At 50.3% G+C, this 10,889-nt stretch carries 13 protein-coding genes; all 13 read right to left on the bottom strand.

Annotation, left to right across the window (positions count from 1 at the left end):
• Nucleotides 1-21 precede the first annotated feature (21 nt).
• Complete coding sequence (locus ACJAYR_RS14900) at nucleotides 22-834, bottom strand: hypothetical protein (protein WP_415237338.1); 813 nt, start codon at nucleotides 832-834, stop codon at nucleotides 22-24.
• A complete protein-coding gene (locus ACJAYR_RS14905) occupies nucleotides 835-4,167 on the bottom strand; it encodes a phage tail protein (RefSeq protein WP_415237339.1) in 3,333 nt (1,110 codons plus the stop codon).
• Nucleotides 4,167-4,586 (bottom strand): C40 family peptidase, encoded by a 420-nt coding sequence (locus ACJAYR_RS14910; RefSeq protein ID WP_415237340.1) that lies wholly within the window; start codon nucleotides 4,584-4,586, stop codon nucleotides 4,167-4,169. Before ACJAYR_RS14910 ends, ACJAYR_RS14905 begins: the two co-directional genes overlap by 1 nt.
• Nucleotides 4,576-5,424: a DUF2163 domain-containing protein gene (locus ACJAYR_RS14915; RefSeq protein ID WP_415237341.1), complete on the bottom strand. Its 849-nt coding sequence runs from the start codon at nucleotides 5,422-5,424 to the stop codon at nucleotides 4,576-4,578. The genes ACJAYR_RS14910 and ACJAYR_RS14915 overlap by 11 nt, the downstream gene beginning before the upstream one ends.
• Nucleotides 5,421-6,029 carry a DUF2460 domain-containing protein gene (locus ACJAYR_RS14920; RefSeq protein ID WP_415237342.1) on the bottom strand — a complete coding sequence of 203 codons (609 nt, stop codon included), beginning with the start codon at nucleotides 6,027-6,029 and terminating at the stop codon, nucleotides 5,421-5,423. The genes ACJAYR_RS14915 and ACJAYR_RS14920 overlap by 4 nt, the downstream gene beginning before the upstream one ends.
• 3 nt (nucleotides 6,030-6,032) lie before the next feature.
• Complete coding sequence (locus ACJAYR_RS14925; RefSeq protein WP_415237343.1) at nucleotides 6,033-6,734, bottom strand: hypothetical protein; 702 nt, start codon at nucleotides 6,732-6,734, stop codon at nucleotides 6,033-6,035.
• A 49-nt stretch (nucleotides 6,735-6,783) separates the two neighbouring features.
• A complete protein-coding gene (locus tag ACJAYR_RS14930) occupies nucleotides 6,784-7,158 on the bottom strand; it encodes a hypothetical protein (protein ID WP_415237344.1) in 375 nt (124 codons plus the stop codon).
• On the bottom strand, nucleotides 7,104-7,502 hold the full coding sequence (locus ACJAYR_RS14935; protein ID WP_415237345.1) for a hypothetical protein: 399 nt from the start codon (nucleotides 7,500-7,502) through the stop codon (nucleotides 7,104-7,106). The genes ACJAYR_RS14930 and ACJAYR_RS14935 overlap by 55 nt, the downstream gene beginning before the upstream one ends.
• A gap of 10 nt (nucleotides 7,503-7,512) precedes the next feature.
• On the bottom strand, nucleotides 7,513-8,418 hold the full coding sequence (locus ACJAYR_RS14940; RefSeq protein ID WP_415237346.1) for a phage tail tube protein: 906 nt from the start codon (nucleotides 8,416-8,418) through the stop codon (nucleotides 7,513-7,515).
• Between the two features lie 8 nt (nucleotides 8,419-8,426).
• Nucleotides 8,427-8,816 carry a phage tail terminator-like protein gene (locus tag ACJAYR_RS14945; protein WP_415237347.1) on the bottom strand — a complete coding sequence of 130 codons (390 nt, stop codon included), beginning with the start codon at nucleotides 8,814-8,816 and terminating at the stop codon, nucleotides 8,427-8,429.
• Nucleotides 8,817-8,856: 40 nt separating this feature from the next.
• Nucleotides 8,857-9,216, bottom strand: coding sequence for a hypothetical protein (locus tag ACJAYR_RS14950; RefSeq protein WP_415237348.1), 360 nt, complete (start codon nucleotides 9,214-9,216; stop codon nucleotides 8,857-8,859).
• 1 nt (nucleotide 9,217) lies between these two features.
• Nucleotides 9,218-9,691 carry a DnaT-like ssDNA-binding protein gene (locus ACJAYR_RS14955; protein ID WP_415237349.1) on the bottom strand — a complete coding sequence of 158 codons (474 nt, stop codon included), beginning with the start codon at nucleotides 9,689-9,691 and terminating at the stop codon, nucleotides 9,218-9,220.
• 64 nt (nucleotides 9,692-9,755) lie between these two features.
• Nucleotides 9,756-10,889 (bottom strand): P22 phage major capsid protein family protein (locus ACJAYR_RS14960; protein WP_415237350.1); only part of this gene is annotated, 1,134 nt, incomplete at its 5' end.

Consider the following 10,889-nt stretch of genomic DNA (forward strand, 5'->3'; position numbering starts at 1 on the left):
GCACTTGAAAGTGAATGCCTGCTACGCATACGCCTGGATTGAAAACCATGTACTGTCATGCTGCTGTATTTGCCTTGTGCCCCCAGAATTCTGCCAAACTGCCACTTCGAAATAGTCACCATTTGTCACATTCAACGGGGGGGAAACCACATTCAAAAGCAGCTCGGAATACGCATTTCTGCGAAGGAAAACTCTCCCGGCATAAGCACTGCTGCCGTTCTTATAGAATTTGATTTCCCGGGTGCCGCTTGTATTGGTGTCCCAACGGATCTGAGCACTCAGGATCACCCGGCTTATGCCCACTGGAATTGTAAATCTGCTGGTATCCACAACGGGATCATGAAGACCATCAAGATCGTGATTTTCAACATCCCAGTTCAAAATGGTATTCGCGCCCGTAGGCACTGAGGCATCTGCGGAAAGTGAGACAAGAGAGGATGCAAAAGCAACAGACCCGCCTCCTAAACCGGATGTATCACTGGGTAAATACAGATAGCTGCCGTCCGTATAAAACAGGCGTGTCTCGCCCGATGGCAAAACAAGGCTGTTGCCGGTCGCCACCAGCGTAGCATCCTCACCGGTCGCGTTGTGCATCATAAAGGGGCGGGCAACAGCGGGAAGGGTGACTGAAAAACCTCCCGTTGCGGCTCCCGTAATCGTGTGAAGCCAATTTTCCCTGAAAACTTGCTCTGACACACTGACGTCTCCGCCGCCTGCATCCAGCCCCGCGCCTGCATTGCAGAGCGCTTTTTCCAGTAGACTGTCAGCATCATTGGACGTTATGTAGGCCGCCGCTTGATTTTCCGCAATTTGCGGCAGATTTAACGCTCCCATTTAAAAGGTCTCCTTTGCTGGAAAGCCGCGTCCAACGGCTTCAGATAATTGAAAAATTCTGGCATCTAGTTGAGGGATCTCTGACAGCACCTGATTGAAATCATCGTTAAAATCCGCCAGTAAATAGTTGAAGGTGGTTGCATCCCGGACAAATTTTGAAACCGTTTTTCCTGAAAACGATATTTCGATTTCATAGCCTTCATAGGCTTCAGAAAGGGGGACATTGCCGTTTAGCACGCCGCCGCCGATCCGCGTCCGTCGTTGCCATTGAATGGTTATTCCAGCAACCGATCGAACCGCGGACAAGTGGACCGGCGCATAGGGTCTTAAGTCATTTCCTGTGAGCGCCTTATAGGAAGGCCGGACATCTTCTGTCAGTTGGCCCGCTCCGACGGCCTTGAACTGCAAAGTAGTTTCAAGCATAGAGAGCGGCGCAATATCGCGCCCAAGGGTTTCGGGTTGAAGAAGAATTCCGACTTCGCCCACTCTGTGCGCTTGCATCGCCCATTCAGTACCCCTTCGCCCCCTCAATAGGTTGCTGAGCAAGTACCGACCGTCAGGTTGGAGCGCCACAGATTGAAACTGGATAATTTCCTGCCCCAATAGCATGGCATTCGACCCGCTGAGTAATAAATCCCGCGTCACTTCTTCCAGCCGGTCTTCACCGTTCAACATGTTTATCACTACCGAATTTTGATAATCTGTCTGCCATGGATTTTGTGTCGCCTGAAGCAGACTTGTGGCTATGCCCCAAGCCGGTTCATTTTGCACGCTTCCCCGTTGATAAAAAGCCGAGCCGCTTTCATCACTGCGAAACAATGCCGCCCCTTGCCAATGGGTCGTGTTTCCGTCCGCCGCAAAATAATACCGGCTTCCGCTTCCTCCTGTTGCGTCCTCATCCCGGAGCAAGGGAATATCAAGGACGAATAGCTCTGCCGAACTTGGGCGAGAGATTGACATCGGTTGATAACCGCTGCCCGTATCCGCAAGTGTTGATTTTCCAGAAGGCACTCCGCCCACCGCGACGCCTTTGACCTGATGGGAAAGATCGGCACCGAAATCCGCTTGAACAACCCGCCCTTTCATCACTCCTTGCGGTGTAGAAAGTGACAAAAGATCGGTGGGATCTAGTGCTAGGTAGCGCGTCGGTAAGGCAACGGAAAACTGCTGACGCTCTGACCAGGCAGAATATAGGGTCCGGCGACAAGTTGCTTTTGCAAGCGGTGCCGTCAACGCCATTGGGAGATCATGTGTTACAGCGTTTCGCCCAAACATTGTTGAATACGGGGCAAAGCTTCGTTTCGCTTGATGAGCCCCTAGCTGATAGCCATTATCGGCCGCCATATAATTGATGGAAATCGTACCCGGCAATTCACTTTCCTGAAGGCGCTCATCCGATACCGGGGATAAACAATCTTCGAGTAAAAGATTATGCTGAGGGCCTGTGTCTCTGGGGACAAATTTTAGCTGATACCCACTTTCACACAGATCAAAATCACCCGCAAACATCAGAGGTTCCAGCGCATTTTGAACTGTCATATTGCGGTTCAGAATATATCCGGGAATAGACCCTGAAAGTTTTGAAATGTCGACGTCTTCTGGATGAAGTCCTGCCATTTTTCCTAGATTTTGAACCACATCCGAAAGAACGGCGTCCTTGCCGTACCGGCGGCGGAGAAACAGCCTGCGCACAGGTGCGGACGTTGCAAACAGCAAAACACTATCTGTTTGCGCATCGTAAATATAATTGCTGAAATCGGTGACGCCGTCGAAGGCCAAAAGATCGACCCGTTCCATTTCCTCAAGCGTTTCTGCATCGAGATAAACCAGCCATTGGCCGCCATGAAGGTATACCAGCTCGTCTTCATTGGTCGTGTTGCTAAGCGATAACAGCCCCAAAGAGTTACTGTCCCTGAGAACCGTCACATTTTTCGTGTCCATCGACCATTTAAAGAGACGTTCGTCATTTTGAAAAACCAGTTCCCTGCGTTTTTCGAGAATTGCCACCAACCGGGTCACGTTGTTTGTTTCACTGCCGCCTCCGCCCGCGGGCGTCAGCATGGCAGACGGAATTGTATGAACCTGAAAATCACCGTTGTAGATAGCGCCAGATACCGAAGGGGCTGTGTTCAAACGCATGCTGCAAATTTGAAGATCTTCATAGGGGAACGCCGAAATATTGCCCGACATTGCAACCCACGCTGTCTCAAATTGATCCGTGATAACCCCCGTACAGACCGGGCTATCCACAGAGTGAAAATCGATGACGTCCAATCGCTGATCAAACAGCACAACCTGACCCGATTGTTGAGAGCCTGCCACTTGGAACAGACTGCCGTTCGACGGTGCCAACACATCCGTAGACCAGCTAACTGCACCGATATGCCCGGGCAATTCGGTTGTTCCAACTTCTGTAAACCCTTGGCCGCTAAAGACGGACAGACGACGACCGGGTAAAAAGGCGAAGCCTGACCCAATCCAGAAACTGCCATTCCGATCGCGAGACAATCCCGTTGTGCTGGTGGCCAATCGCGGGAATGCAGTTCCAATTTCGGCGCTCGCCTGCACGACAAGACTTTGCCCGTCGATTTGTCGAAAACGGTCGACACCGCCTGTAACTTCGTATGTGTAAACTGTTTCGCGGATCGGATCATAGGAAAGGGAAGATGCATCGATTGAGACGTCTACCCCCTCCTTCATCGGAAAGTGACTAACCCCTTCCATACTCATCAAAACTTCAATATTGGGAATTCGGTTGCCATAGGCCTCCAACGGAAGGCTATCAAATACCAGATACGCAAGACCCCGGTAGGCCGGTGTATTTGCAATCCCTTCGTCACTGGCAATGATACCATCGGGTAACTGGTCTTCACTCCCTTTGTAAAAGCGAAATGAAACTCCCGGTGCCCGAATTGGACCTGCTGCCGTCATGTCAAAAATAACCGTCCCATCCGCCCAGATTTTTAACACTTCCCCAACAGGCCCTTGCGCCAGACCGATGGCAAAGCTGGCATAGTATGTATATCCCGAAGAAGACTTGGCCTCGCCTCCCAGCCCCCCTTTACCGCCGTATTGTTGAGCCGATGACCGGCTTTCCAAAGGCCCGGCCCAGATCAGGTTTCCCCCAAGCCGCATGGTTCCGAACAGTGTGGGTATCGATGCGCCATACGAGGCTCCGGAAAACTTAAGATCTGTCAGGCTTGGGCCTTGCTTTTTCTGATCAGGAAAAAATATCTGCCCGAGTGCCGAGCCCAGTTGCCAGCCTGCTCCCCCGCCGATCCCGGTCACTGAACCTAAGCCGGCGCCCGCCACACTTAACGCCAATGTCGCCATTATTTTTCTCCCCTTAAAATACGAAAACAGGCAAATGGTTGGCCGTATGGTGCAAGCGCTTCTTCCAGAACCTGACGGCGTCTTGCATGGGCATGAATTACGGTGGCTGTACCGGACTGACAGGATAAGATTCCCATATGCACCGGGTAGCCCATATCCTTAAAGACAGCGATATCTCCTACCCCTGCCGCGCGGACGGGGATCGACGCCAAAGACGTGTTCAACAACGCCATTAAAGCGCTACCATCCTGTCGGCGTGAATATCCCTGAATATCGGGCACACTGATCCCGCATTCTGTCGCAACGCAATAACAAAGGCCGACACAATCCACACCCTGTTGCCGGCTACGTCCTTGATGAACCCAGCGAACGCCAATCCATTTCCGGGCGGTTTCAACCAACTGCCAATTATGATCCATTGGAAAGTCCTGCCAGACTGTCCGTTCCAGGGACGGAGGGAAAGCCTCTGAAATTCACCTGATTTTCAAATCTATCCCGGCAGGTGGTAAAGCGCTTATCGCACCCTTCAACCAGGAAAACCGTATCCCCACTCTCTGCCTTAAAAGGCAGCGGCAGAAATAGGGTCAATGTTTTTGTTAAAGGATTCCAGGCATTTATTTCAAAATGACCGCCTGCGTTTAATCCGGTAACAAAGGACAAAATGCCTCCTGACAGCGTCTCCACCTCTCTATCAAAACCGGTTAAAACAACTTCATTGGTGATACTAAATTCCGCAACTATATCAGCATGCCGATACAACAATGGGTCCAACTGGCATGCTACATCACAGAAATCGGCCTGACATTCTGGTGCATAAATTTTTCCGATGTGGCGCTTTAATGCGTCTGAAAGTCCGCGTATTTCAGCTGTAAACAGGCCCTCAGACCAGCGTACTTCGCCCAACCACCCTTTCCGCAACGGGATTAGCCCCTGTTCAGGAGCCTGCCAATTTGCAAGGAAAAATCTTATTTCGGCATAATCGAACAGTCCGGCCTTTAGCTCTTCTTCCTGAAGGTATTCACTGCTCAGGATACCGGTAATCTCAAGATCATCCGTGTCACTGGCGCTGCTTCCTTTAAGGGCGGACCGATCAAACCCTTCGGCTGACACATACAGCTCGCCTGCGATATGAATATCCTGATCGTGGTCTGTAAACCGAAAAGAAACACCGTCTTTTCGATCTATCACCCAAAATGAGGAAATTGATGTAACCTCCTGTTCTATATGCAATAAAATTTCAGTCGATAAGTTTTTCATTGGCGTATCTCGATCATTTTCACGCTTTGCCATTGATGAATATCAGGCCCGGGAATACTGGCCTCCATCAGGTCCGTATCAAACCGAACAGGCACATCGAACTCACAGTTCACCGAAACTTCCGTCCCCTCTGCAGGGGGTGAGATAAATTCAACGGAGCCGGTATTGTCATTAATCGTCCAGTTCCCAAACTGCGCGACCCCATCCAGAAAAACAGTCACACTTCCGGGTACAATTTTGTTGATGATGCGAATAAATCCCGGTGCGAATCCTTCACTATCCTGATAATTTTTTTGAACTTGGAAGCGACTTGAAACACCATCCGCTACGGCGATTTTTTCGTTCCGAATTTTGTAGTCAGAAAAATCCTTTAGCCGGAACCCATAGGCACGGCCGCGCCGGGCATGGAAAAAAGAAAGCAACGCCTCCCATTCAGTGGCCCGGCTTGGGCTTATATCAACCGTGTATTCCCGGCGCGCTACCGACCAATTGATATTACGCTGCTCATGACCGGAGTTGAGAAGCTGTATGGTGGTTGAAAAACGCGGTCCGCCCACGGCCCCATAGGAGATCCGGGTTGGCAATCTAATTTCATGAAAGCTCATATCTTATCCGTTTCGCTTTAAAAGACGTTGGGCCTGCGTCAAGGCTGCCGTTTGAATTTGCGACTGCGATCGCCTGAAACTATCGGCATCCGGGGTCTGTATCTGGAAGTTTATTGAAACAGCGGCACCGCCGTTTTTAAGTGGCTCCTGTTTCTGTTGCGCTGGCGTTTTGATTGTGACGGTCTCACCGCGGGTTAATCGCATGCCGACCAAGTTTCTGTCTTTCCCGGCAGCGCCGCCGACTGAGAATGATCCGCCAGACGCAAAACCGGGAAACATATCTGTCAGGAAGTTTCCCGCAAAAGACGACAGAGAGGAAAACAGACCCTGATTGCCGCTTTTTCCGGTAAAATACTGAGTGCCCAAACGGAGAAGATTTTTTTCCATCCCCTTAAGAACGGCTTCAGCATCTTTACCCTTCACAATAAAATCATCAAAGGCTGCGCCGAACGTCCGGTTTAGATCAGTTGCAACTTTAGATCCCTGAAGCCACAGAAAATCCAATGACCCCGCCAGTTTTGAGCTGGCTCCTCCACCCGAACCAAACAGGCCCTCACGGGATTCGAAGCTTTTGCCAACAGAAAGGCCGCGAACAGACTTTTCAACCTCCAGACTCTTTTTATGCAATTTTTCCAGACGCTGTATGGCCCGGTCAACTTGCGTAGTCTCCACCTCGATTTCCAATTCCGACAAGTCTGTGTCCATTTCAACTCCCCACAAAAAAACGGCCGTTAAGCCGTTGTCATATGTTCCTTCAGGTTTCTTTATTCAGGCGCCAAAGCAATAATAAGCGCCAAAGCGCGCGTACCTCCCAAGGCCGGGGAGACAACCCGATAATTGGCACCAAAACTGGAACCCAGTTTAATAATCCGCCCTCTGAGGCCGCTTGAATGTCCAACAGGATCAAAAACCAATCCCACAGGTGGCGGGCTGCATCCGGCAAATCCTTCCGGTGTGAATTAGACATGACGCCTACCTGACGCAAAGCCTGCTCCTGCCTGACCCCATGCTTGTTGACCGTTTTCTCATCGGCAATTTTACTTATTAAGAATTCTTCCAAGCATCGGGTCAGGCTCAAATAAAACGGGAACGATCCTCGACAAATCGGGTCACCTGCTCGCGGATCCATACCTGTTCCCGGTAAAGTTTTTCGGCGTTGGCCGTACTGAAAACGATGTCCTTGCCATGATAGGTCACCTGTTCCCATTTCACGGTTAAGGCTGCCAGACGCTGAAGATGGCGATTTTCCAGATCTAACGCTTTCAGCTCTTCTCTTCCCTGTTCAATTTGCTCGTCGATCTGTCGCCTGAGAGTTTCCCTATAGGCTGGGGCATCAATCCCCTGCAACCAGATACAGGTGGGCAAGGCCTCCCCGGTTACCGGATGTTTAAGCTGCATTCTTGCAGCGGTTTCTGCCTGTTTTGAAAAATCCAGAGCCGCAAGATCATAATCAGATATGGAGTGAGCAAGCATGTTGGCCTCCTTAAATCGCCGTTTTCGTCAGTTTAATATTTGTGCCTTCGACGTCGTCATATTGTGCAACAAACGGTAAGGTCAGAATGACAGCGCCATCGCCTTTAACCGGCATGTCTGCGCCCATATACAGAATATTTGGAAGATAAATTTCATACCGACCGCCGTCCCCCACCAACGCAATCTCTAGACTGCTGGGTGTTTTCTGGATAAACCGATCAAGCAAGGCATCATTTGAAAAATACGCGGTCAGCTCACCGCTTACGCGAGATCGGCCTGCGGTAAGTCCGATCGCTGTTTCATCGCTGAGCGTAAACACGCCTTCCACATTATTTTCGATTTTCAAATCAACGCCGGCAGCAATCGCCAGTTCAACACCATTTTCAAGAACCTGCCCCTTGAAACTATCAATCGGGGTATGGTTGGAGACAGTGACCGGCGCGACATCAAGAGGCGCTCCAGAAATTACCAGCTCTTTACCTTTAATCGAGAACCGTCCAGTGACAAGGCTGTCTGGTTGCACGGTCAGCGAAAATTCATCTACCACGCATCCAGAGAAAACTTGGTAATGCCCGACATCACCAAAGATCCGTTCGATGGAGAAGCTTTTCTCCGACACTCCCGTTTTCAATGTATCTCCAACCCAGTCACCATAAAATGCACTGGCCAAAAGATCGTCATGAGAACCATAACAAAGCTCGAAGTCGATATCCCCGCTGATCGATGTCTGCCCCGGCACAAAATGTCCCATATGCCGGTCCGGGCGAATTTCATCGCTTTGAATTGAGGTCCTGTTTAGTGCAAGACTGCATCCCGTATGTCGAAGAGCTGTCATTGTCGGGCTGGCCGGCACTTCGCCAAAAAGGCTTTCTTTGATATATGCCATGCCATGTTGCGATTGTGCTGAATAGACCATGTGATTTCCTAAAAATAGCTGCGCCAGTTGACAGAAAGAGGAAGAGCGACAAACTTCACGCCTCCGCGGTTTTTACCAAGCCGAGAATTTTCCACGGTGACCTTTAAACCTTCGAACGCCAAAACGGTCCCGGGGGCAAAATGGGCCCGAAGCTGATCTGCAATTTCAATCGCCGCGTAAACTGTCCTGGCCCGGATGGACAACAGAAGTTCACCACGATATTCCCGATCGACTGACGGACCTAAAAAGACGGATTTTGCAGTGCCTGGATTAAAATCAACTTCGATATAATCCTGCCCATGAGCCGGTTTATAGGCGGTCGACGGAAACACGATCTCGGGTCCGGAAAAGTCTTGAAGAGACTGATCCAGCGCCGCCCGAATTCTTCGATAGCTCATGTGCTTCTCCTGCGATCACCGACGAATAAAAGTTGAACGCTCATCGATACCAAACCTCAAATAAAAGATCGGCATTCAGATCAACAGGGGCGGCTTGGATTATGCTGAACACGGTGTCCTGAATTCTCAGTTGATCCCCGCTCTTTGGAACCACATCTTCGCATTCCATCAAGCCAATCTGATACCCTTCATCATTGATCAGGTCAGTTGCAATCAACGACTTTAAAACCGGCGTTTTTATGGGAATGACACGGACTGAATATTCAGTAAGTGTTGGTTCTGGTTCAAATCCCGGTTGATAGGCCGAAAATTCCTGAACCCCTAAATGCGACGGGATCGCAACATTTCCAACATTGTCAAAAACCCGCCGGATGGCGCTTTGAATTGCATCTTGGTCCATTTTATCCCCTTTGCACCATGTTCATCGGTGGCCGTGCTCCAATTTGCTGGAGCAACCGAAACACAAAACTGGGCTGTTGCTTGCTTTTTGAATAAGCAAGCTCGATGGGACCGACTTTTTCCCGGATAATATAGGAAGTGCCTTGGGCCGCAGGCGGTTTCGCAACATATAGAGCCGCCATTTCCAGAACTGCTGTTCTAAGCGCATGTGGCAACCCGTTTAAAACCCGCCCTTCCCGATCATGCGCCCCTTGCCGAGGCCAACTCAAACCTTGCGCTATATTCAAGAGACTGCCGCCATACACATACCCATCGACATAGGCGCTTGCCTGCATAAGAGCCCGCTGTTTGTTCGCGTCATTTGCGCGCGTCCATTCTGCCAACCCTAAGGCCGCGAAATGCGCATCTGCAACCTCTTGCGAAAGATAGCTCGTCGCCTGGGATATGCCCGTTCCTGTTTCGACAATAAATGTCATTTATCAATGCCTTTCCCATAAAAAAGGGCGAAAGAACCTGCTTTCGCCCTCTATTCCTTACCGATTAACCCGCAAGGCGCACGGCCAGCTCTGGGCGTACAAGTTTAACCCCCCACAGAATGTCAAACTCCCAGACAACCTGCTTATATTGACGGCTTACTTCCAATCGCAAAGACAGCCCGGTTTCAGGATCTGTCATGGACATAATCTGATTGCCCAGACCATTTTCCGCACTGCTTTGCGCAAGCGGTCGATTGGCGAAAGCAAAGGCGTCCCGGTTAAAGACCAGATTGACTTCATGGCTGGCTAAAAACGTCACTGCAGTTCCATCAGAATATCCAGGATTAAGCGCTGGTGAGATGGTCAATGTGCTTTCATCAACCGACAGGTCTGTGGCGCTTCGAACCACATATTGCTGCTCATCCCCGTCGACCGTAAAGACATCACCGATCGCAGGCTTGGTGATAAGACCGTCTAGCACCAACTGGTTTTCCCCCGACCCAGATGCAACAACCTGCGGTGTACCGCTGGCCCCTGTTTCGTGTCGGGCCACATGATCATCGCTATACCAGTTGATCCCATATTTTCGGCCAATTTCACCTTCCAGCTTTGCCGACGTATCTCCCGCTTTATCCGCATCCGCAAATGCAGCAAGATCCAAGGCATTTGCTTCCGCATCAAAATTGAGAACGCCGTACCGGTTTTCTTTGGGTGCCCGCTGTTTCAGCAGAAGTTTCCGGGCATTGGTGGCATCCTTGGACGTGGAGGCGAAAGGCGTTGCCCCCGGCACACCGACAGTGCCATAAACCCCTTTATATTCTGAGTGAATTGACTGATTGACCGCGTTTGCAAGCGCCCGGATCGCTGAACTTGCCTGCATCGGCAAAAAGCTCTCCCGTCCGTCAACTTCCATCATTTCCTTGTCTGTCAAATGAAAGTTCGCTTTTTTCCAGTTGTTCAATTCAATCTGGACTTTTTGCAATGCAACAGATGTTGGTGCGGGTTGGGTGCTCCCCGGTGTTACATTTTCAGCTGTTAAGTCTGCGGGGATAGGAACATCAATTGTATCGCCTTTTTCGGCGGCATAGGCACTATAATTGCCGTTCACCAGTCGGGGCATAATTGCCTGTTCCCGCAAAGACATCAGACCACGAGCGAGAATTTTTGGCATTACTGCCGAGACATCATTAGACATATA

This window comes from Sneathiella sp., from assembly GCF_047631475.1.
GTDB lineage: Bacteria > Pseudomonadota > Alphaproteobacteria > Sneathiellales > Sneathiellaceae > Sneathiella.

Coding starts and splice junctions, on each gene's coding strand:
- ACJAYR_RS14900 (WP_415237338.1), bottom strand. CDS start 834: ATGGGAGCGTTAAATCTGCCGCAAATTGCGGAAAATCAAGCGGCGGCC.
- ACJAYR_RS14905 (WP_415237339.1), bottom strand. CDS start 4,167: ATGGCGACATTGGCGTTAAGTGTGGCGGGCGCCGGCTTAGGTTCAGTG.
- ACJAYR_RS14910 (WP_415237340.1), bottom strand. CDS start 4,586: ATGGATCATAATTGGCAGTTGGTTGAAACCGCCCGGAAATGGATTGGC.
- ACJAYR_RS14915 (WP_415237341.1), bottom strand. CDS start 5,424: ATGAAAAACTTATCGACTGAAATTTTATTGCATATAGAACAGGAGGTT.
- ACJAYR_RS14920 (WP_415237342.1), bottom strand. CDS start 6,029: ATGAGCTTTCATGAAATTAGATTGCCAACCCGGATCTCCTATGGGGCC.
- ACJAYR_RS14925 (WP_415237343.1), bottom strand. CDS start 6,734: ATGGACACAGACTTGTCGGAATTGGAAATCGAGGTGGAGACTACGCAA.
- ACJAYR_RS14930 (WP_415237344.1), bottom strand. CDS start 7,158: ATGGATCCGCGAGCAGGTGACCCGATTTGTCGAGGATCGTTCCCGTTT.
- ACJAYR_RS14935 (WP_415237345.1), bottom strand. CDS start 7,502: ATGCTTGCTCACTCCATATCTGATTATGATCTTGCGGCTCTGGATTTT.
- ACJAYR_RS14940 (WP_415237346.1), bottom strand. CDS start 8,418: ATGGTCTATTCAGCACAATCGCAACATGGCATGGCATATATCAAAGAA.
- ACJAYR_RS14945 (WP_415237347.1), bottom strand. CDS start 8,816: ATGAGCTATCGAAGAATTCGGGCGGCGCTGGATCAGTCTCTTCAAGAC.
- ACJAYR_RS14950 (WP_415237348.1), bottom strand. CDS start 9,216: ATGGACCAAGATGCAATTCAAAGCGCCATCCGGCGGGTTTTTGACAAT.
- ACJAYR_RS14955 (WP_415237349.1), bottom strand. CDS start 9,691: ATGACATTTATTGTCGAAACAGGAACGGGCATATCCCAGGCGACGAGC.